The sequence below is a fragment of the Rhizobium redzepovicii genome (assembly GCF_019793435.1).
GTDB classification, from domain to species: Bacteria; Pseudomonadota; Alphaproteobacteria; order Rhizobiales; family Rhizobiaceae; genus Rhizobium; species Rhizobium redzepovicii.
Genome location: NZ_JAILYH010000014.1, coordinates 114,089 through 134,865 on the forward strand (window position 1 = coordinate 114,089; position 20,777 = coordinate 134,865).

Genomic DNA, 20,777 nt, shown 5'->3' on the forward strand with positions numbered 1-20,777 from the left:
AGGGCGACATTGCCGACTCGGCGGATCCTTTGCCGCCCGGCGCGTCAATATACAGAAGCAACGTGCGATTTCCATGCTCACAGGACAGCAATAATGCCGCGCACCCTCAATATCCAGATGAATTCCTTTCCGATTGCCGGAGCCTTCACTATCTCGCGCGGCGCCAAGACCGAGGCCGAGGTGATTACCTGTACGCTCGCCGAAGACGCTGCGCGGGGGCTTGGCGAATGCGTGCCTTATCGCCGCTACGGCGAGACCATGGAGAGCGTGTTCGCCCAGATCGAAGCCGCGCGTCCGCTGGTCGAGGCCGGGATCTCGCGCCGCGACCTGTTGTCGGCGATGCCGCCTGGCGCTGCCCGCAATGCCGTCGATTGCGCCCTTTGGGACCTCGAGGCCAAACGAACGGGTGAAAGCGTTGCGACCCGCCTCGGCCTTGCCGATCTGAAGCCACTCACCACCGCCTATACCATTTCGCTCGGGGAACCGGAGGTGATGGCCGCAAAGGCGCGTGAACATGCCGGCCGCTCGCTGCTCAAGGTCAAGGTCGGCACCGGCGACGATGAAAGCCGCATCCGCGCCGTCTGCGCCGCCGCGCCCGATGCCACAATCATCCTTGACGCCAATGAGGGCTGGCCGGAAGCGGTGTTGGAACGTCATCTTGATATCGCGGCGCAAGCCGGTGTGGCTCTGGTCGAGCAGCCGCTGCCGGCCGGCCGCGACGCACTGCTTGCTGAAATACGCCGCCCGCTCCTCGTCTGCGCCGACGAAAGTGTCCACCATACCGGCGATCTTGCGAGCCTTGCCGACCGCTATGACGCGATCAACATCAAGCTCGACAAGACAGGCGGCCTGACGGAAGCCCTGGCGATGAAGGCGGAAGCTGAGCGGCTTGGTTTCAGCATCATGATCGGCTGCATGGTCGGCACCTCGCTTGCCATGGCGCCGGCGGTGCTGCTCGCCCAGAATGCCGATTTCGTCGATCTCGACGGCCCGCTGCTGCTTGCCCGCGACCGCGAACCCGGCCTGCGCTACGCCGCTTCCCTGGTCTTTCCGCCCGAAAGCACGCTCTGGGGCTGAAGGTAATAGGCCGATATGACGAGGCCGAGGCCGGTAAACGCGACCAGCGCCATGACGTAATAGCTGACGACGCCGAGCCAGGCATAGAGATAACCCGACGCCAGCGTCATCAGCGCCATCGCCATGCCGACATAGAAGAAGTAGGCGCCTTGCGCCGAGGATTCCTGCGTCTCCTGCACCGTCGCCATGATCCGCCGCTGCACGCCGGTATGGACGAAGGCATAGGTGAAGCCGTGGAAACACTGCAGCAGGAAAAACCCGGCAAACCCCGCATTCATGGGAAACAGGATCCAGCGGCAGACGCTGACGGCACAGCCGAAGCGGATCAGCGTCCAAGCGTCGAAGCGCCGGTTGAGACGTTTCGACAGGAAGAACACCGTCACCTCGGAAGCAACGCCGGCGCTCCAGAGCAAGCCGACCTCCGTGCCGGAAAAGCCGAGATGATGCCAATAGATCGACGAGAACGCGTTGAGCACTGCATGGCTCGACTGCTGGATGGCGACACCGATCAAGAGCAGCAGCAAATGCGGCTCGCGCAGTCCGCTGCCGGTGGCGGCCGGAATGTTGATCGGCTGGCCACGCCGCCGCGTCGGCCCGATGCGCGGACAGAAGATCGCCATGACGACCGTCATGGCAAAGCCGAACACCATGACATCGAGCACCAATCCGCCGCCCCACCGGCTGATCAGTTGGCCACCGACCAGCGTCGAGACGATGAAGGCAATAGAGCCCCAGACGCGCATCGATCCGTAATCGAGCCCCCAGCGGCGCACACCCGAAATGACGATCGATTCGACGACGGGCACATAGGGCGCGAAGGTGGCGCCCTGCAGCGCATAGACGATCGTCACCGGCCAGAAGCTCGTCGTCCAGAAAAGCGCGATAGCCGTCAGCAGCGACAGGCTGCCTGACCAGAGCAGCACGTCGGCGCGCTCCTTCAGACGGTCGGCAATCATCGCGACGACGGGCGCCACCAGCACGCGCACCACCATCGGTATGGCAAGGATGATGCCGATCTCGTGGTCGCTGAAACTGTGGGTCGCAAGCCAGACCGGAAAGAACGGCAGAACGATGCCGTTGACGAGCAGCGGTGCGCAATAGGAAAGCGCGCTGAGCAGCCGGAAGCGCGGGGGCGCTCCCTCACTCGGGGAATGTTGGGCGGGAATCATTGGTGGACCTGAAGGAAACTGGTCGTTGTCCTAACACACCACCCTGGAGGCGCCTATTGCGAGAAATAGCCCTACTGAAACGTTTTAGAAAATAAATACAGCCTGTCGCCCGACGGTAACGGGTAAGTCGGTGGAGTGCGGACGCGCCGATGCCGAAATCAGGCCGCCTGCGGGGCCAGTTCGCCTTCATCGTGCATTTCAATGGCGGAAAGCGTCGGCACGCTGCTGGCGAGCGCTCGCCAGGTGATCAGTTCGAAGGCGCCATCCTCATGTTCGGCGACCGCCGTGCAGCTTTCCACCCAATCGCCCGTATTGATGTAGCGGATGCCGTCCATGTCCTGGATGATGGCGTGATGGATGTGTCCGCAGATGACACCGTCGGCGCCGTTTTTGCGAGCTTCCTCCGCCACGACGCGCTCGAACTCGCCGATGAAGTTGACGGCATGTTTGACCTGCAGCTTCGCCCAGGCCGAAAACGACCAATAGGGCATACCGAGGCGGCGGCGCACGGCCGCGAGCAGGAGGTTGATGCGGATCGCCGTATCGTAGGCCCAGTCGCCGAGATAGGCGAGCAGGCGGGCGTTGCGGACGACGACGTCGAATTCGTCGCCGTGCAGGATCAGATATTTCTTGCCGTCGGCGCCGTTATGCATCATGCGCTCGACAACCTCGATGCCGCCGAAATGCATGCCCGGGAAGTCGCGCAGAAATTCGTCGTGATTGCCGGGAATATAGACGACGCGCGTGCCCTTGCGCGCCTTGCGCAACAGCTTCTGGACCACGTCGTTGCAGACCTGCGGCCAGTACCAGCTGCGCTTCAGGCGCCAGCCGTCGACGATGTCGCCGACGAGCACGATCGTATCGGCCTCGTGGTGGCGCAGGAAATCCAGGAGGAAATCAGCCTTCGCGGCCTTCGAGCCGAGATGGACATCGGAAATGAAGAGCGTGCGGAAATGTCTGGGTTCCATCATGTCTATCACGAGCGTCGCTCATGCCCCATCTTTCATCTAGCCTTCCAAAACCAGACTCGTGTTTCAGGAAGATGACAGGTTGCGGAAAAGCCGGCGCGGTGGCGATGTTGCCCTCTCCATCGGGCACGTTCATGATGGCGGCGATTCCAGATCCGACACTGCGGGATGGCTGATGCGCCTCTTTCTCGTTCGCCACGGCGAATCTCTCGGCAACCTCAACGAACAGGCCTATCGCCAATTCGGTGATCACAACGTGCCGCTGACACAGTGGGGCCACCGTCAGGCGGTCGAAGCCGGCAGCGCCATCGCCTCCTATCTGAAGGCATTGCCACGCGCCGATTTCGGCAAGCTGCAGATCTGGTACTCACCATTCCTCAGGACACGGCAGAGCAAGGATGCCTTGCTGACAGCCTTGCCGGAAAGCTTCATCGGCGAGATCCGGGAGGATTACCTGCTGCGCGAGCAGGATTTCGGTCTTTTCACCGAAATCTATGACCATGCCGAACAGAAGCAGAAATTCCCCGAAGAATTCGAAAAATGGGCGAGGCTGCGCAGCAACAGCGGCAAGTTCTACGCGCGGCCGCCGGATGGCGAGAGCCGGGCGGATGTGGCCCAGCGGGTGCGCCTCTTCCTGCAGACCGTCATGCGCGACGCCGAAAACAGCAGCCACAACGTCGTGATCGTCGGCCATGGCGTCACCAATCGGGCAGTCGAAATGAATTTTCTCCACCGCCCCGTCGAGTGGTTCGAGCGTTCCGACAACCCCGGAAATGCCGATATCACACTGATCAAGGGGACGCGCCTGCAAGGATACGAGTCGATCCTGCTGCATCAGGCGGCCGACCGGCAGCCGGGACAGGAAAATGAACTGCGCGATGCCTATGGCGCCGACGTGACGATCGCGCCGAAACCTGAGGGATAGACCCACAAAGGGACGAATGCAAAGCATCGGCAGCAGCATCAAGCCCCTCCCTTGTCGGGAGGGGTTTTCACTGCAGCCAAGTTCCGTTTCGATCCACTCACGCAGCTCGCACAGCCGCCATCGGTTTGACGTTCTGATTCATCCGGAACAGATTGTCAGGATCATAACGCCGCTTGATTTCGGCAAGCCGGGCGTAATTGGCGCCATAGGCCATTTCCACCCGATCGGCCTCGTCATCAGGCATGAAGTTGATATAGGCGGTTCCCACGGCATGCGGCTTGGTTGCCTCGAAAAGTTCGCGCGCCCAGCCGGTGCAATTTGCATCCATCCCGGCCTCCCGCCAGCGCGCATGCACGTTCATGACGAAATGCGAACTGCGCTGCGGAAATGCGGTGGCCTCGGTGGCAATACGGCCGGCCGCGCCACCGACATGGCCGACGAATATCTCGCATTCCGGTCCCGGCAGCTTGCGCACGGCGTTGAGCAGCACCTCGATCGCCGCATCCGAAAGCGAGGCGAAATCCTGGCTCTTCCAGTAATTGCGCGCACCTGGCGTCAGCAACGGATCGAATGCCTGCTGCCAGCCGGTGAACGGCACCGGACCGACGACATCGGCAATCGGCTTTCCGATCGCTCGCAATCTTTCCGTCGCTTTTTCTCCCGCCGCGATATCTCCGCAATAGCACATGGCGAGCACCACGACCTCCTTGCCGTGCCACTCGGCCGGAAGGAAGGGCAGCGGCGGCGCCTGGCGCATCACCACCCAGCAGGTCAGTTCATCGGGTGCGGCTTCCAGCGCCTGCCGATATTCCCGCAGCACTCTCTCCGCGTCAGCGAAGGGATGTACGACCAGCCCGGCAAGAACATCGGAATGCAGCGGGTTCAGCTGAAACTCGAAGGAGGTGACGACACCGAAATTGCCGCCGCCGCCGCGCAAGGCCCAGAAGAGGTCCGGCCTTTCCGTCTCGCTCGCCTTGACCAGTTCCCCATCGGCCGTCACCACATCGACCGAGACCAGATTGTCGATCGTCAGCCCGAATTTGCGGGTCAGCCAGCCAAAGCCGCCGCCAAGCGTCAGGCCGGCGATGCCGGTGGTGGAATTGATGCCGGTCGGCAGCACCAGCCCGAAGGCCAGCGTTTCCTGGTCGACATCGGCAAGCGTTGCCCCCGGCTCGATCCTGGCGCGGCGCGTCTCCGGGTCGACCCGCACCGATTTCATCGCCGACAGGTCGATGACGACGCCGCCCTCGCAGACCGCGTTGCCGGCAATGCCGTGCCCACCGCCGCGCACCGAAACGAGAAGATTGTTGTCGCGGGCAAACCGCACCGCGCGCATGACATCTGCAGCACCGGCGCAACGCGCGATAAGCCCGGGCCGCCGGTCGATCATCGCATTCCAGATCGACCGCGCCTCGTTGTAATCTAGATCCTTGCCGGTTAGGAGCTTGCCGCGAAATCCGGCAGAAAATGCATCAATGGCCACATCATTGACCATCGTCTGCCCCTTTTGCAGGGTCGTCAGGTTCAAATTGTCCATGATTTCCTCCATGCGACCGGCGCCCCGCACCGTCGCGGCGGCATATTGCGCCTGCGGTGATCGCCAAACAAGTTTTCCAAAAGGATTAGCTAATCGCCTGAAGCCACCGGGCGCCCACTTCTCGAAAACTTCGCCCATCCCCCATTTCCATACTGTCGCCCGTATCCGATTGATGTATGGAGGGAACTCCCAAAAAGACGTGCACGGAGGCGGCAATGGATAACCAGGAAAAATCCAAGACGGACAAGAACCTGACAAGCGGCGATCTCGACGAGCAGGCGCTGTTTTTCCACCGCTATCCCCGTCCCGGCAAGCTGGAGATCCAGGCAACCAAGCCGCTCGGCAACCAGCGCGACCTGGCGCTCGCCTATTCGCCGGGCGTTGCCGCCCCTTGCCTTGCCATCCGCGACAATCCTGAGATGGCGGCTGAATATACCTCGCGCGCCAATCTCGTCGCCGTCATCTCCAACGGCACCGCCGTGCTCGGCCTCGGAAATATCGGTCCGCTGGCCTCGAAGCCGGTGATGGAGGGCAAGGCCGTGCTCTTCAAGAAGTTCGCCGGCATCGATGTCTTCGATATCGAGATCGACGCGGCAAGCGTCGAGCAGATGGTCTCGACCGTCAGCTCGCTGGAGCCGACCTTCGGCGGCATCAATCTCGAAGACATCAAGGCGCCGGAATGTTTCGAGGTCGAGCGACGCCTGCGCGAGAAGATGAAGATCCCGGTCTTTCACGACGACCAGCACGGCACGGCGATCATCGTCGCCGCCGCGATCCTGAACGGGCTGGAACTTGCCGGCAAGGCGATCGAGAACGTCAAGATCGTCGCCTCCGGCGCCGGGGCCGCCGCCCTTGCCTGCCTCAACCTGCTGGTCATTCTCGGCGCAAAACGCGAAAACATCTGGGTCCACGATCTCGAAGGCCTCGTCTATGAGGGCCGCACCGAGCTGATGGACGAATGGAAATCCGTCTACGCCCAGAAGAGCGACACGCGCACGCTCGCCGAAAATATCGGCGGCGCCGACGTCTTCCTCGGCCTGTCGGCCGCCGGCGTGCTGAAGCCGGAGCTGCTGGCGCAGATGGCCGACAAGCCGCTGATCATGGCGCTCGCCAATCCGACGCCCGAAATCATGCCTGGTCTTGCCCGTGCCGCTCGCCCCGACGCGATGATCTGCACCGGCCGCTCGGATTTCGCCAACCAGGTCAACAACGTCCTCTGCTTCCCCTATATCTTCCGCGGCGCGCTCGATTGCGGCGCCGAGACGATCAACGAGGAAATGAAGATGGCGGCCGTGCGCGCCATCGCAGCCCTTGCCCGCGAAGAGCCGTCCGACGTCGCCGCCCGCGCCTATTCCGGCGAAACCCCGGTCTTCGGCCCGGATTACCTGATCCCCTCGCCCTTCGATCCGCGCCTGATCCTGCGCATCGCGCCTGCCGTTGCCAAGGCCGCCGAACAGAGCGGCGTGGCGCGCCGCCCGATCCAGGATTTCGACGCCTATCTCGACCAGTTGAACCGCTTCGTCTTCCGCTCCGGCTTCGTCATGAAGCCGATCTTCACCGCGGCCAAGGCCGCCGAGCGCAAGCGCGTCATCTTCTCCGAGGGCGAGGATGAGCGTGTGCTGCGCGCCGCCCAGGTGCTGCTGGAGGAAGGCCTTGCCGACCCGATCCTCATCGGCCGCCCGCAGGTCATCGAGACGCGCCTGAAGCGCTACGGTCTGCGTATCCGGCCGCTGCAGGATTTCGAAGTCATCAACCCGGAAGACGATCCGCGCTTCCGCGAATATGTCGATCTGTATTTCTCCCTCGTTGGCCGCCGCGGCGTCATTCCCGAAGCCGCCCGCACCATCGTGCGCACCAACACCACCGTCATCGGCGCACTGGCGCTGAGGCGCGGCGAAGCCGATGCGCTGATCTGCGGTCTGGAAGGCCGCTATGAAAAACATCTGCGCGACGTCCGTCAGATCATCGGCAAACGCAAGAATGTCCGCGATTTCTCCGCCCTCAGCCTGATGATCTCGCAGCGCGGCGCCACCTTCTTCACCGACACCTACGTCACCTTCAATCCGAGCGCCGAGGAGGTTGCCGAGGCAACGGTGCTGGCGGCCGAGGAAATTCGCCGTTTCGGCATCACCCCGCGCGCCGCCCTCGTCTCGCATTCCAACTTCGGCTCGCGCGAATCCGAGAGCGCCACGAAGATGCGCAACGCCCTGCAGCTCGTGCGCGAGACTGCCCCCGATCTTGAGGTCGACGGCGAAATGCATGGCGAAAGCGCCATCACCGAAGCACTGCGCAAACGCGTCATGCCGGATACGACATTGCACGACGAGGCGAACCTGCTGGTCTTCCCAAATCTCGACGCCGCCAACATCACGCTCGGCGTGGTCAAGTCGATGACGGACGGCCTGCATGTCGGCCCGATCCTGCTCGGCACCGCCCTGCCCGCCCACATCCTGGCGCCTTCAGTCACCTCCCGCGGCGTCGTCAACATGGCCGCCCTCGCCGTCGTCGAGGCATCGCAGCCGGCGTAAGCCGGTTGCCGCCAACGTCAGCCATCGGCTATCGACAGGCGTCCCCTATCCGCGAGCGCGTCCGCGCGCTCGTTGCCGGCAATCCCCGAATGTCCCTTGCACCAGGCAATGGTCACCAGGGCGTTTTGGGATAGCTGAAGATCGACGGCTTTCCAGAGGTCCGCATTGTCGATCGTTCGCCGTCGCCCATGTCCATTCGGGCTGCTTTTCTTCCAGCCGTTGTTCTTCCAGATATGTCGGCGGCTGTTGCAGCCTTTGACGGCATAGACGGAATCGGACCAGATGATCGCGGGTTCTCCGGCTGTTTGGCTGTTGATCCACATGGCGGCCCTGAGAACGGCGGTCAATTCCATGGCATTATTGCTGGAATCGTCGACGCCACCGAAGTCGGAGGCGATTTCCACCGCATCGCGATAAGCGACAAACGACCAGCCTCCATGCCCGGAACCGGGCTCATAACAACCGTCCGCGAAGAGGTGAAGGCCGTGTTGGGCTTCCGTCACGCCTGATGTCGGTGCAAAGGAAGGGATCTCGTCGGGGATGCTTGTCATTTTCACCGCGTCTCTGGCGATTGCTGGATAAGATCAGGAAAATACGCTAATATTTTCTTTGAGCTTATTAAGAGAAATCCGTTAAGGGAAAACGCGCGGCCGATTGAAGTCGCATTCGACCCACCGACCGTTTGCTCATTCCGGGACGACGCCGTGAAACGCCGAAACCTGTCTCTCGCCCTTCTCCTCGCCTTCGCAGCGCCCGCCGTCGCGCAGACCAATGCCATCTGTGAGGACCTGCGCGGCCGTCTCGCCGACCTGCCGCGCTCGATCGGCAATGGCAACGGCCCGGAAGCACGCCAATATGCCAGTGCCATGGCCGAGCAGAACCTCGAGCTTCGCAAGGTGCGTAACGATCTGCGCAACTACGGCTGCACCTCGGGCAGCATGGTGGTGATCGGCGGCGAGAATGCCGATTATTGCACCGAGCTGTCGCAGGCCGAAGGCCGGATGATCGACAATATCGCTTATCTCCAGGACCGCCGCAACGAGCTGGCCGGCCGGAACGGCGCCGATGACGACCGCCGCGAACTGATGGCCGCGCTCGACAGCAACGGCTGCAACAGCGAGAACTTCTATGCGCCTTCCGAGCGCAATGCCAACGACCCTGCCCCGAGCGTCGAGGAGCAGGCGATGCGTTCGGACACTTTCATTCCGCTCGGCGGCAAAGAGGCCGATCCGCGCTACGGCCTGCCGCGGGCCGATATGCTGTCGCCGGTCAGCACCATCTGCGTGCGCAGCTGTGACGGCGGCTTCTTCCCGATCAGTTCAAACACCACCTCGGTCGATTTCGGCCGCGACGCCCAGACCTGCGCCAAGATGTGCCCCGGCATCGAAACCCAGCTTTTCTATCGCGACGTGACGAGCACGGAAGCCTCGAACATGATCTCGGTCGCAACCGGCACGCCCTACAGCGCCATGAAGAACGCCTTCGCTTACAAAAGCCGCGCGCCCGGCGAGAAAAACGCCTGTGCCTGCAATCTCACCGCCTATTACGACGAGATGCGCGGCAAGCAGGCGATAAGCCAGCCGCCGCCACAGGGCTCGATCACCACCATCCGCACCAATCCGCCGGCGAAGGATACAGCGGCCGCCGCCGCGCCGCAGCCATCGGTTCCAGAGCGTCCCTACGACCCCACGCAGAACAAGGTCCGCCAGGTCGGCCCGCAATTCCTCGCCGGCGACCAGGGCTCGATCGACCTTGCCAATCCTGCCGCACCTGGCCCGCAGCCGCAGCAGCAGTGATCGCTACCTCTCGTTCCTTCCCCAGCCATCGTGGAAGACGAGTTCCTCAAGCGGTAGCCGCTGCCGCCAGCCTTTGACCGAGAGTTCCGGCTGGTCGTAGAGCCGGTCGACGAAACCGGCGCAGAGCCAGGCAACCGCTTCGATATGCTCGGGGATGCCGAGAATGGTCTTCAGGTCGGCTTCGTGAAAGATGCTGACCCAGCCAATGCCGATCCCTTCGGCGCGGGCCGCCAGCCAGAGATTCTGGATGGCGCAGACTGTCGAATAGCTGTCCATTCGCGGATTGTGCGTGCGCCCCAGCACCACGCTGCCGCTGCGGGTGGGATCGCAGGTTACGCAGATACCGAGCGGCGCCTCCACGATGCCTTCCAGCTTGAGGGAGCGATAGACCTGCCGCCGCTCGCCCTCAAACATCAATGCCGCTTCCTCGTTGGCCTTGGCAAAGGCATCGCGGATGCGCGCTCGCACCGTTGGACTTCTCACCAGAATGAAATTCCACGGCTGCATGAAGCCGACGGAGGGTGCGTGGTGCGCGGCGGTCAGCAGCCGTTCCACCACGTCGTCGGGCAAGGGCTCGGGCAGGAACTGGCTGCGAACGTCGCGCCGCGTCATGATCGCGTGATAGACGGCCTCGCGTTCGGCCAAGGAAAAACCGGACGCCACGGACAGGGCATCCTCATCAAAGGGTCGCATCGTCAAATCCCCAACAACGCAACCGCCCGCCGTCCGCGCGGGTTGGGTCTATCTTGCCAGGCCGGTCTTCTGACTTGGCGTCATCCGTCTGCCGCAGCCTTCCCGGCGAAAGCCAGTGGCATGATAAAGCGGCAAACGTCGGCCTTACAGCGTTGGGCACGTTTCGGTCTCGCACCGAATTCCCGATTCTCCCGCTTGAAAAGCGGGCACCTGACGGCGCATCTATTTCAGCAAACCGGCCCTGCGGCAAGCGGCCTCATGCCGCATTCACCCGTATGTGACATCGATCGCGTGGACAGGTGTGCATCGCTGCCGTAGAACCGAACAGATCCTAACCGACGCCTGTGGCGCCGCAATTTTCCTCTTTGCACCCAGTTGCCCGTGCCCCGCCTGACACCCATGATCCTTGCGGTCGCCCTGTTCATGGAACAGATGGATTCGACCGTCATCGCCACCAGCCTGCCGGCGATCGCAGCCGATCTCGGCACCTCGCCGATCGCGCTGAAGCTTGCCGTCACCAGCTATCTCGTGGCATTGGCGATCTTCATCCCGATCAGCGGCTGGATGTCGGATCGTTTCGGCGCGCGCAACATCTTCCGTATGGCGATCTTCGTCTTCATGATCGGCTCAGTCGCCTGCGCCTTTTCCAATTCGATTGCGGCCTTCGTCGTCGCGCGGCTGATCCAGGGCGCCGGCGGCTCGATGATGACGCCGGTCAGCCGTCTGCTGCTGGTCCGGGGAACGCCGCGCCACGAACTCGTCGATGCCATGGCCTGGCTGACCATCCCCGCGCTGATCGGCCCGATCATGGGGCCGCCGATCGGTGGTTTCCTCACCACCTATCTCACCTGGCACTGGATCTTCTGGATCAATGTCCCGATCGGCGTGCTCGGCATCATCCTCGTCACGCGTTTCCTGCCGGCGGTCGAGCCTCGCAGTCCACGGCCGATGGATTTTCCGGGCTTCTTCCTTTGCGGCATCGGCTTTTCTGGCTTCGTCTTCGGCCTGTCGGTGATCAGCCTGCCGGCCGTGCCCGTCATCTACGGCTATGTCACGGTGGCCGTCGGCATCCTTGCCGGCCTCCTCTATCTCCTGCATGCCCGCCGCGCGCCCTATCCGCTGCTCGATCCGAAAATGTTCCGTTATCCGATGTTCCGGGCGGCGATCCTCGGCGCCTCGAATTTCCGCATGGGCCTCGGCGCCCTGCCCTTCCTGATGCCGCTGATGCTGCAGCTCGGCTTCGGCCTGACGCCGCTGCAATCGGGCTCGGTCACCTTCGTCAGCGCGCTCGGCTCCATGGGGTCGAAATTTGCCGCTTCACGCACCTTCAATGCCTTCGGTTTCCGCACCGTGATATCGATCACCACCTTGCTGGCGGCAATCTTCCTCGGCATCAACGGCCTTTTTACCAGGGAGACGCCGCTGCCGCTGATCATGGCCTGCCTGCTGACCGGCGGCCTGTTCCGCTCCATGGCCTTCTCAGGCGTCAACGCCATGGCCTTCGGCGATGTCGGTGAGGCCGACAGCAGCCAGGCGACCGCGATCAACGCCGTTGCCCAGCGTATATCCATGGCAATGGGTGTGGCGATCGCCGGCGGCATCCTCGAAATTTCGAGCAGCCTCCACGGCGGCAGGCTTCTGGTCTCGGATTTTCACACCGCCTTCTTCAGCGTCTCGGCGATTTCGGCGCTGGCCTGCATCACCTTCCTGCGCCTGCCGCGCGATGCCGGCGCCGAACTGACGACGCGCCGCCGCAAGCACCGCCAGGCCGAGCCGGAAGAGGCCATGGCGGAAAACAGCCCTTGATCCCGCTGGCCGCCGTTTCGCTATCCCATTCCACTTTATGATTTCTTCACACATCGAAGACAGACTGCGTTTGCGCGTTTTGGGTCGCACAGGGGACATGGGCATGAGTGCTCATGCTGCGACCGCCGGCGTGGATGCCTGTATTGATAGGCTGGTCGGAAACATATCTGACCGAGCCCGCGTTTCGAGGCCCCCGCGGCATGTTCCATTTTTTGAAAACGATGCCTCTGACAGCCAAGCTGGCGGCGATTATCGTGACCGTCAACCTTTGCGGCATCTCCGCCTTTGCCACCTACACCTGGATGTACGAAACCAGGGCGTTGATCGATGGCGCCAAGGCGAACTGGTCCAAGGATGTGGAGCAGTTTGCGTCTCTGGCCGCCGGCGGCGTGAAATGGGGCAAGGCGAATGCTGTGCGCGACGCCTATTCGCTTTACCGCGACGACCCCTCGCTTGATCTTGTGCAGTTTGCCGCCTTCAACGCCGAACCTGCCGCCGTCGATACGTGGACACGTGACGGCATCAGCGGTTTGCCGGCACCCGCCGATCTCGCAAAGAGCCTCAGCACCAAGCCTGAGAAAACGACGATCGATGACAGCGGAATATCTGCCGGCGTTGTTACGATCATTGCGCCGCTTCCGTTGGATAAATCAGGCAAGGCGACCGGCTACGTCGTCACCAACTGGTCGGTCGAAAAAATCGCTGCCGAAGTCAAGCAGAAGGTCCTGATTTCGCTGCTGACGCAGTTCGTCATCACCGCCATCGCCGTTGTCGCCTTTCTTCTCGCCATGCGCAGCCTCGTCGGCCGCCCCCTCAGGGTTCTCAGCGAGCGGATCAGCGCGCTGCAGAAAGGCGATCTGGCCTCTCCCGTTACCTACAGGGAAAACGGCGACGAGATCGGTTTCCTCGCACGTGCCTTGGAAGTCTTCCGCAACGAGGCGATTGCCAAGGTCGAAAGAGAGCAGGCCGCGGCCGAGCAGAGCGCCTCATTCGACGCCGAACGGGCGCGCAACGCATCCTTGACGGAGGAAGCCAGCAATGCTCAGCGGCAGGTCATGACAGCGCTCGCAAATGAATTGGAAAAGCTCGCCGCCGGCGACTTCTCGATACACCTCGCCGATCTCGGTCCTGAATTCGATAAACTGCGGCAGGATTTCAACCGCATGGTCGAAGCGGTTGCGGCCGCATTGACCGAGATCAAGATCGCTTCAGTCGCAGTGGAAGGAGGATCGAGCGAGCTTGCCTCCTCCGCCGATCAGCTCGCCAGGCGGACCGAGCAGCAGGCAGCAGCCTTGGAACAGACCGCCGCCGCATTGGATGAGGTGACCACCACGGTCAGAATGTCATCGCAACGGGCTGAGAGTGCCGGGAAGCTGGTCGAGGAAACGAAGCGCAGCGCGCATGTCTCGGCGACCGTGGTACGCGACGCGATCGGAGCGATGGACAGGATCCAGACCTCGTCGAGCCAGATCGGCCGCATCATCGGCGTCATCGATGAAATCGCCTTCCAGACCAACCTGCTGGCGCTGAACGCTGGCGTCGAGGCGGCGCGTGCTGGCGAAGCCGGCAAGGGTTTTGCCGTCGTCGCACAGGAAGTGCGGGAACTTGCCCAGCGGTCCGCCAATGCGGCGAAGGAAATCAAAAACCTGATCAGCGTCTCCGGCCAGGAAGTGGCAGCCGGCGTCGGGCTGGTGAACGAAACCGGCGATGCCCTCTTGAAGATCGAAGAGCAGATCAACCGCATCAGCGACAGTATCGCTTCCATCGTCCAGTCCTATCGCGAACAGGCGACCGGCCTGCAGGAAATCAATGGCGCCATCAACCAGATGGATCAGGCCACCCAGCAGAACGCGGCAATGGTCGAAGAGACCAACGCGGCCTGCCAGGAGCTGCGCACACAGGGACGCCTTCTGCAGGATTCGGCCGGCAGGTTCACTGTCGCAGCCTCTGCCGCCAGCCAGCCCAAAGCCACTCAACCCGTTCGTCAATCTCGTCCGGAACAGAGGGCCTTGTCGCAGCGGCATGCGGGCAACACCGCCATCGCCGCTTCTCCCGATGCCTGGGAAGAGTTCTGACGCAAACGTCGTTCAATAAGCTTTCAATCCTCAACACCCCAAAAATCGGGAAGGGAACAGTTATGAAGAAAGTCGTGACCGCATTTCTTTTGGCCTGCACCGCAGTCGCCGTGCCTATGGGCGTATCCATGGCGCAGGATGCGAAGCTCGCCCCGATCTCCGACTACGTGACAAGCGACATAAAGCCCTGGCTGAACGATCCGGTTATCATCGAGGCCATCAAGGCGCAGAATGCCGCAAACGCCAATCTGGGCCAGGCCGATATCGACGCCCTCGACAAGAAGTGGCGCGCCGAGGTCGATGGTTCCGACCATTCGATGATTGACGGCGTGCTCGGCAATGCGCTGTCGAAATTCCTTCAGGAAAAGAAGGCTGCCTCCAATGGCAAGATTGCCGAGATCTTCGTCATGGATGCAAAGGGGCTGAATGTCGGCCAAAGCGATCCCACCTCCGACTACTGGCAGGGCGACGAAGGCAAGTTCCAGAAATCCTTCGGCGCCGGCAAGGACGCCGTCTTCGTCGACGATATCGAAAAGGACGAATCGACCCAGGCGCTGCAGTCGCAGGCAAGCGTCACGATTTCCGATGACAAGGGAACGCCGATCGGCGCCATCACCGTCGGCGTGAACGTCGACGCCCTCTGATCTCGGCTTCTCCTTCATATCGCCCTGAAGCCCCGCGCTTTTGGGCGATATGCTTTCTGCTCCCTGCGGGAAGGGTACCGCGCCCTGGTTTTTAAGCCGCAAATTCTGCGTGACAAAATGCTGCCGCGACGATACACACGCCCGATGTCGACCACTTCGATCTACGCCTCGCGATTTTATTGGTACCGCTGCTCCCAGCGGATGCGGGTCTATGCGTAACTGAAGTCGACGCGACGACAACCCGAACAGCCGCTAGTCTACCTGGCGGCTTTTTTGTTCCGCACGGTATGACCAAACAGGAGCCATACCGTGTCTGATACCATTGACGATCTCCGCATCCTCGAGATCACACCGCTGACCAAACCCGCTGATATCATCGCGGAAATCCCCCGAACCGTTGCCGTCAGCGAGACGGTAACCAGCAACCGCCATGCGATCCATAAGATTCTCGAGGGAGAAGACGACCGCCTGATCGTCGTCATCGGCCCTTGCTCCATCCATGATCCTGCTGCGGCACGCGAATATGCCGAGCGGCTGGCGGAACAGCGGCAGCGCTTCTCCAGCGATCTCGAAATCGTCATGCGCGTCTATTTCGAAAAGCCTCGCACTACGGTCGGCTGGAAGGGCTTGATGAACGACCCGCATCTCGATGGCAGCTACCGCATCGAGGAGGGGCTTCGGATTGCCAGGCGCCTGCTGCTCGACGTCAATGCCATGGGGCTGCCCGCCGGCGTCGAATTCCTCGAGACGATCACGCCGCAATACATTGCCGACCTCGTCAGTTGGGGCGCGATCGGCGCCCGCACGACGGAAAGCCAGATCCATCGCCAGCTCGCTTCCGGCCTCTCCTGCCCGATCGGCTTCAAGAACGGCACTGACGGCGGCGTCCGTGTCGCGCTCGACGCCATCCTGGCCGCCTCGCAGCCGCATCATTTCCCCGCCGTCACCAAGGACGGGCAAGCCGCCATTGCCTCGACGAAGGGCAATGAGGACTGCCACATCATCCTGCGTGGCGGCAAACAGCCGAACTATGAAGCAGCCGATGTCGAAGCTGTCGTGGGCGAAGCCGTCAAACTGGGTGTGACCCCACGCATCCTGATCGATGCCAGCCATGCCAACAGCAGCAAGGATCCCATGAACCAGCCGCGCGTCGTCAAATCCGTGGCCTCGCAGATCGCCGCCGGCAACAGGCATCTCAAGGGCATGATGATCGAGAGCAACCTCGTCGCCGGTCGCCAGGATCTCGTGCCCGGCAAACCGCTGGTCTACGGCCAGTCCATCACCGACGGCTGCATCGACTGGGACATGTCGGTCGACGTGCTCGATAATCTGGCCCACGCCGTCCGCGATCGTCGCAAGGCCGCCGTCGCGGCCTGAGCGGCTCTATCAAGCGCGGCGGGCAGATATCCCGCCGCCCATTCGCATGTCAATCTTCGTCCAAAAGATGCAGGCCCTTATCGGTCCAGAAGCCGCCCCATGGTTCCGGTTTGACCAGGCCATAGGAAGCCAGCACTTCGACCGCGTCCGCCGGTAGGGCTTTTCACGACGTGCGCCTGTGCAGGCACTTAGAGGCGACGACCATATTATAAGCGGTCACGGTTCGAATAGAGTCGAGATATTCATTATCGTCATAAACGACGTCACTCAAAAACAGGAGTGCAATCTTGTCCTGTGACTGAAGCATGATCTCCTCGTCCGGCGAAAGCGGCAGGTCATCGAAAAAGCTCATGGCATTATAATTCCTGAAGTACGTCTCGTTACCGCAAGCATATCTCATATCATTCTGTATATAGAATCTGGCGATCGGGACCGCCATCCGATTGAGAGCATGAGAGTGCTCGTATTTTCCGAGCCTCCGAAGATACTCGACCGGAAACGTGATAAACAGTAGAACAGGGCAGCAGATCATGAAGGCTAAGGTCGCGATCAATACTTTACGCACGACTGAGTAATTTCCTATTTGAAACGCTGTTAGCTGGGTCTATCTAGGCCGATTAGCATGTCAGAGTGGCGAAGGTGCTATAGAAAACGCACAAACCCACTGCCCCATCATCAAAGGATCGGCTACATCGTGCTAGAAGCGGCCTTGCTCAATTGAAAGGACCCCATAAACACGTTTAGCTAGACAACGGGGCTACCGATGCGCTTGTTGAAAATTCTGGGCGGATTTTGCCTGTCATGCCTGATTGTCTTCGTTATCGCGATAGTTTGGTCAGGCCTTGCCGCCGATGCCATGATCTCGAATTGTCACGACAATTCCGCTGGCGAATACATTAGCGATTACGAGGCCCGGAAAGCTTACTGCGGAGAATTCGGCGCAAGTACGGCCGACAAAATGCCTTACGGGTATTGATAGAGTCCGCGGACCAACTGCCCCCCGCTCCCCATCATCAAATAGTGGCCGCCCGCCAGCCCTAAGCGAGTTGACTTGAGGATTAGATCAGAGCTTTGTGAAAATGCATATCGTCGCAACAGCCGCGCCCATAGGTGCAAGATGAGTTTCGTTTTGTTAAAATACTAAGTCGTCCCATAGTATTATTCTTTACATTCTATACTTTTTATATACTCCTATGGAGAAACCCTCCAGTCACACAAGAGCCCGGAAGAGCAGACGAGGGATATATTAAATAAATACCTTACTGAATCCCAGGAAATGGATCGAATACGATATGCGAGTTGTTCCAGAATCGAAGTATCAGAAACCGAGCGGCTTGCAAACGTGAGCTTTTACGTGGGGTGCGAGGTTAAGAAACCGCTTTCGGCAGATCCCATTTTTCTCTCCGTGGCGTTCGGTGGTCGCGGTCAAGTTGAATTTATGGATGTATCGAGGAGTGACAAATGAAGCGCTAGGCGCAACCAAACCGGCAACTATGTGCCGGACGTCGCGTCAAGTTGGTCAGGCGCACAAGGTTCAATCGTGCCAGACAGGCCACCACCACCCCATAAAAAAATGGCGGTGCGCCGCTCTCAAGATCTCACCGGGAAATACCGCACATAGGCAAACTCGTCACCGTCTGGTGACCAGCAGGGCACGTTGATCGTGCCCTGCCCGCCGAACAGCTCGAACAACGTCTTCAGATTGCCGCCATCCATGTCCATCAGCCGCAGCCGCACATCGAGATCGCGCGGATGGTCGAAAACCGACGGGTCATAGGACAGGAGCAGAACCTTGTCATTGCTGGGCGATGGATGGGCGAACCAGTTACCCTGATTGTCCGACGTCACTTGCTCCAGCCCGCTGCCATCGGGGTGGATGCGCCAGATCTGCATCAGCCCGGTGCGGCTGGAATTGAAATAGATCCATTGTCCGTCAGCGGAATAATCCGGCCCGTCATTGCGGCCCTCGCCATGCGTCAGCCGCGTCTCGGCGCCGCCGTCGACGGAGATCGTATAGATGTCGAAGAGATCGTCGCGGATGCCGCAATAGGCAAGCTGGCGGCCATCGGGCGACCAGCCGTGCCAGTAGGACGGCTGGTTCTCGGTGACGAGCCGCGGCTTGCCGCCCTCGATGGGCAGGATATAGATCGTCGACTTGCCGAATTCGGTCTTGTCAGAAATGACGATCTCGGTGCCATCGGGTGAAATGCCGTGATCATTGTTGCAGTTGACGGCAAAGCCGGTATCGACCTTGACGACTTCGCCGCCATCGAGCGGCAGTCGCCAGAGCAGCCCGTCGCCGTTCAAGAGCAGGTAGGAACCGTCGGGCGAGAAGTTCGGCGCCTCGACGAGCTTGTCCGTCTGCCAAACCTCGCGAGCTCTGCCCGTCCTGACATTGTAGATCTCGACCGAGCTGCGCATGTTTCCTCCCTCGCATTTCTAGAGCGATAGCGTCAGCAATCCCGACAGCGCTAGCGATCCCGGAACCGGTTGGTGATCGGATAGCGCCGATCACGCCCGAAATTCTTCTTGGTGATCTTCACGCCCGGCGCCGATTGCCGCCGCTTGTATTCGGCGAGATAGAGCAGGTGCTCGATGCGATGGACGGTCGCCACATCATGGCCGCGCGCGACGATCTCCTCGACCGCCATCTCCTTCTCAACCAGGCATTCGAGAATATCGTCGAGCACCGGATAGGGCGGCAGCGAATCCTGATCCTTCTGGTCGGGACGCAGTTCGGCCGACGGCGCCTTGTCGATGATATTGTTCGGGATCACCTCGCCCGACGGCCCCAGCGCACTTGGCGGCACATTCTCGTTGCGCCAGCGGGCCAGCGCATAGACCTGCATCTTGTAGAGGTCCTTGATCGGATTGAAGCCGCCGTTCATGTCGCCGTAAAGCGTGGCGTAGCCGACCGACATTTCCGATTTGTTACCCGTCGTCACCACCATCGCGCCGAACTTGTTGGAGATCGCCATCAGGATGACGCCGCGCGCCCGGCTCTGCAGGTTCTCCTCGGTGATGCCGCTCTCCGTGCCCGCGAAGAGATCGGACAGCGCGCTGCTGAAGCCCGTCACCGGCTGCTCGATCGGCACGATGTCATAGCGGCAGCCGAGCGCCTTTGCGCAATCGGCCGCGTCCTTCAACGAGTCTTCCGATGTGTAGCGGTAGGGCAGCATGACGGTGCGCACCCGCTCCTCACCCAACGCATCGACGGCGATTGCCGTGCAGATCGCCGAGTCGATGCCGCCGGAAAGGCCGAGCACCACCGTCTTGAAGCCGTTCTTGTTGACGTAGTCGCGAAAGCCGAGCAGGCAGGCGCGGTAGTCGGCCTCCTCGCCTTCAGGAATATGCGCCATCGGCCCTTCGGCGCAATGCCAGCCGGTTTCGCCGCGCTTCCATGTCGTCACCGCCAGCGCGGTCTCGAACTGGCTCATCTGGAAGGCGAGCGACTTGTCGGCATTGAAGGCGAAACTGGCGCCATCAAATACCAGTTCGTCCTGGCCGCCGAGCTGGGCGGCATAGACCAGCGGCAGGCCGGTCTCGATCACCTGCTTCAACACCACCTGATGGCGGATATCGACCTTGCCTCGATAATAGGGCGAACCGTTCGGCGACAGCAGAATCTCGGCCCCGCTTTCGGCCAGCGTCTCGCAGACGCCGAGGTCGCCCCAGATATCCTCGCAGATCGGAATGCCGATGCGCACGCCGCGGAAATTCACCGGCCCCGGCATGGCGCCCTGGTTGAAAACGCGCTTCTCGTCGAATTCGCCGTAGTTCGGCAGATCGATCTTGTCGCGCACCGCGATCACCGTGCCGCCGTCGAGCACGGCGACGGAATTGTAGCGTCCGGTCTCGTCCTGCCGGGGAAAACCAATGAGAACACCTGGCCCGCCATCGGCAGTGTCGGCGGCAAGATTCTCCACAGCTTTCCAGCAGGCGCGGATGAAGGCCGGCTTCAGCACCAGATCTTCAGGCGGATAGCCGGAGATGAAAAGCTCGGTCAGAACGAGCAGATGCGCCCCTTCGCGAGCCGCATCGGCGCGCGCTTCGCGTGCCTTGGCGAGATTGCCGGCGACATCGCCAACCGTCGGGTTGAGCTGGCCGATGGCAATGCGGAAGATATCAGAAAGAGCGTTTTCCTGTGTCATGTCATTTATTTAGCCTGCACCTTCCGCAACC

The 20,777-nt window shown here is 61.3% G+C and carries 16 protein-coding genes and 1 riboswitch; of the genes, 8 read left to right on the forward strand and 8 right to left on the reverse strand.

Annotated elements, in window-relative coordinates:
- The first annotated feature begins 93 nt into the window (after positions 1-93).
- Positions 94-1,077 (forward strand): N-acetyl-D-Glu racemase DgcA, encoded by a 984-nt coding sequence (gene dgcA, locus K6N12_RS22260; protein ID WP_131711015.1) that lies wholly within the window; start codon positions 94-96, stop codon positions 1,075-1,077.
- Here the strand turns inward: dgcA and K6N12_RS22265 are convergent.
- Together K6N12_RS22265 and K6N12_RS22270 are read right to left on the reverse strand one after the other, a co-directional pair.
- Positions 1,029-2,246, reverse strand: a complete 1,218-nt coding sequence (locus K6N12_RS22265) for an MFS transporter (protein WP_097628564.1) — start codon at positions 2,244-2,246, stop codon at positions 1,029-1,031. The two genes, dgcA and K6N12_RS22265, sit on opposite strands and share 49 nt — an antisense overlap.
- 158 nt (positions 2,247-2,404) lie before the next feature.
- Entirely contained in the window at positions 2,405-3,217 is an 813-nt protein-coding gene (locus K6N12_RS22270; protein WP_131711016.1) for a UDP-2,3-diacylglucosamine diphosphatase, read from the reverse strand.
- Between the two features lie 172 nt (positions 3,218-3,389).
- Between K6N12_RS22270 and K6N12_RS22275 the strand changes: the two genes are divergently transcribed.
- Complete coding sequence (locus K6N12_RS22275) at positions 3,390-4,139, forward strand: histidine phosphatase family protein (protein WP_097628652.1); 750 nt, start codon at positions 3,390-3,392, stop codon at positions 4,137-4,139.
- Between the two features lie 97 nt (positions 4,140-4,236).
- Here the strand turns inward: K6N12_RS22275 and K6N12_RS22280 are convergent, their stop codons facing one another.
- Complete coding sequence (locus K6N12_RS22280; protein ID WP_097628562.1) at positions 4,237-5,676, reverse strand: FAD-binding oxidoreductase; 1,440 nt, start codon at positions 5,674-5,676, stop codon at positions 4,237-4,239.
- A gap of 215 nt (positions 5,677-5,891) precedes the next feature.
- On the opposite strand from K6N12_RS22280, the gene K6N12_RS22285 reads away from it, so the two are divergent.
- Positions 5,892-8,204, forward strand: a complete 2,313-nt coding sequence (locus K6N12_RS22285) for an NADP-dependent malic enzyme (protein WP_131711017.1) — start codon at positions 5,892-5,894, stop codon at positions 8,202-8,204.
- Positions 8,205-8,221: 17 nt separating this feature from the next.
- Here the strand turns inward: K6N12_RS22285 and K6N12_RS22290 are convergent, their stop codons facing one another.
- Positions 8,222-8,755: a ribonuclease H family protein gene (locus K6N12_RS22290; protein ID WP_097628561.1), complete on the reverse strand. Its 534-nt coding sequence runs from the start codon at positions 8,753-8,755 to the stop codon at positions 8,222-8,224.
- 153 nt (positions 8,756-8,908) lie between these two features.
- On the opposite strand from K6N12_RS22290, the gene K6N12_RS22295 reads away from it, so the two are divergent.
- A complete protein-coding gene (locus tag K6N12_RS22295; protein WP_097628560.1) occupies positions 8,909-10,000 on the forward strand; it encodes a DUF2865 domain-containing protein in 1,092 nt (363 codons plus the stop codon).
- 3 nt (positions 10,001-10,003) lie between these two features.
- On the opposite strand, the gene bluB is transcribed toward K6N12_RS22295, so the two are convergent.
- Positions 10,004-10,693, reverse strand: coding sequence for a 5,6-dimethylbenzimidazole synthase (gene bluB / locus K6N12_RS22300; RefSeq protein WP_097628559.1), 690 nt, complete (start codon positions 10,691-10,693; stop codon positions 10,004-10,006).
- 42 nt (positions 10,694-10,735) lie between these two features.
- Positions 10,736-10,922: riboswitch (cobalamin riboswitch) on the reverse strand.
- 170 nt (positions 10,923-11,092) lie between these two features.
- Between bluB and K6N12_RS22305 the strand changes: the two genes are divergently transcribed.
- The 4 genes from K6N12_RS22305 to K6N12_RS22320 all read left to right on the forward strand — a co-directional run bounded on the left by K6N12_RS22305 (position 11,093) and on the right by K6N12_RS22320 (position 16,595).
- Positions 11,093-12,499, forward strand: coding sequence for an MFS transporter (locus tag K6N12_RS22305; protein ID WP_097628558.1), 1,407 nt, complete (start codon positions 11,093-11,095; stop codon positions 12,497-12,499).
- A 200-nt stretch (positions 12,500-12,699) separates the two neighbouring features.
- Positions 12,700-14,574 (forward strand): methyl-accepting chemotaxis protein, encoded by a 1,875-nt coding sequence (locus K6N12_RS22310; RefSeq protein WP_097628557.1) that lies wholly within the window; start codon positions 12,700-12,702, stop codon positions 14,572-14,574.
- A 62-nt stretch (positions 14,575-14,636) separates the two neighbouring features.
- A complete protein-coding gene (locus K6N12_RS22315; RefSeq protein ID WP_097628556.1) occupies positions 14,637-15,218 on the forward strand; it encodes a hypothetical protein in 582 nt (193 codons plus the stop codon).
- Between the two features lie 309 nt (positions 15,219-15,527).
- Positions 15,528-16,595 carry a 3-deoxy-7-phosphoheptulonate synthase gene (locus K6N12_RS22320; RefSeq protein ID WP_097628555.1) on the forward strand — a complete coding sequence of 356 codons (1,068 nt, stop codon included), beginning with the start codon at positions 15,528-15,530 and terminating at the stop codon, positions 16,593-16,595.
- 163 nt (positions 16,596-16,758) lie between these two features.
- On the opposite strand, the gene K6N12_RS34175 is transcribed toward K6N12_RS22320, so the two are convergent.
- The 3 genes from K6N12_RS34175 to K6N12_RS22335 all read right to left on the reverse strand — a co-directional run bounded on the left by K6N12_RS34175 (position 16,759) and on the right by K6N12_RS22335 (position 20,746).
- The gene (locus K6N12_RS34175) at positions 16,759-16,947 is read right to left on the reverse strand and encodes a hypothetical protein (RefSeq protein WP_239620288.1); all 189 of its coding nucleotides are present in this window, start codon (positions 16,945-16,947) and stop codon (positions 16,759-16,761) included.
- A 1,238-nt stretch (positions 16,948-18,185) separates the two neighbouring features.
- Positions 18,186-19,016 carry a TolB family protein gene (locus K6N12_RS22330; RefSeq protein WP_097628553.1) on the reverse strand — a complete coding sequence of 277 codons (831 nt, stop codon included), beginning with the start codon at positions 19,014-19,016 and terminating at the stop codon, positions 18,186-18,188.
- Between the two features lie 50 nt (positions 19,017-19,066).
- On the reverse strand, positions 19,067-20,746 hold the full coding sequence (locus tag K6N12_RS22335) for an NAD+ synthase (RefSeq protein WP_097628552.1): 1,680 nt from the start codon (positions 20,744-20,746) through the stop codon (positions 19,067-19,069).
- Positions 20,747-20,777: the final 31 nt, after the last annotated feature.

Bases quoted from the DNA above. Each gene is read 5' to 3' on its own strand.
- dgcA (WP_131711015.1), top strand. From the start codon at position 94: ATGCCGCGCACCCTCAATATCCAGATGAATTCCTTTCCGATTGCCGGA.
- K6N12_RS22335 (WP_097628552.1), bottom strand. From the start codon at position 20,746: ATGACACAGGAAAACGCTCTTTCTGATATCTTCCGCATTGCCATCGGC.
- bluB (WP_097628559.1), bottom strand. From the start codon at position 10,693: ATGCGACCCTTTGATGAGGATGCCCTGTCCGTGGCGTCCGGTTTTTCC.
- K6N12_RS22305 (WP_097628558.1), top strand. From the start codon at position 11,093: ATGATCCTTGCGGTCGCCCTGTTCATGGAACAGATGGATTCGACCGTC.
- K6N12_RS22330 (WP_097628553.1), bottom strand. From the start codon at position 19,016: ATGCGCAGCTCGGTCGAGATCTACAATGTCAGGACGGGCAGAGCTCGC.
- K6N12_RS22290 (WP_097628561.1), bottom strand. From the start codon at position 8,755: ATGACAAGCATCCCCGACGAGATCCCTTCCTTTGCACCGACATCAGGC.
- K6N12_RS22315 (WP_097628556.1), top strand. From the start codon at position 14,637: ATGAAGAAAGTCGTGACCGCATTTCTTTTGGCCTGCACCGCAGTCGCC.
- K6N12_RS22270 (WP_131711016.1), bottom strand. From the start codon at position 3,217: ATGATGGAACCCAGACATTTCCGCACGCTCTTCATTTCCGATGTCCAT.
- K6N12_RS22285 (WP_131711017.1), top strand. From the start codon at position 5,892: ATGGATAACCAGGAAAAATCCAAGACGGACAAGAACCTGACAAGCGGC.
- K6N12_RS22275 (WP_097628652.1), top strand. From the start codon at position 3,390: ATGCGCCTCTTTCTCGTTCGCCACGGCGAATCTCTCGGCAACCTCAAC.
- K6N12_RS22280 (WP_097628562.1), bottom strand. From the start codon at position 5,676: ATGGACAATTTGAACCTGACGACCCTGCAAAAGGGGCAGACGATGGTC.
- K6N12_RS22265 (WP_097628564.1), bottom strand. From the start codon at position 2,246: ATGATTCCCGCCCAACATTCCCCGAGTGAGGGAGCGCCCCCGCGCTTC.
- K6N12_RS34175 (WP_239620288.1), bottom strand. From the start codon at position 16,947: ATGAGCTTTTTCGATGACCTGCCGCTTTCGCCGGACGAGGAGATCATG.
- K6N12_RS22310 (WP_097628557.1), top strand. From the start codon at position 12,700: ATGTTCCATTTTTTGAAAACGATGCCTCTGACAGCCAAGCTGGCGGCG.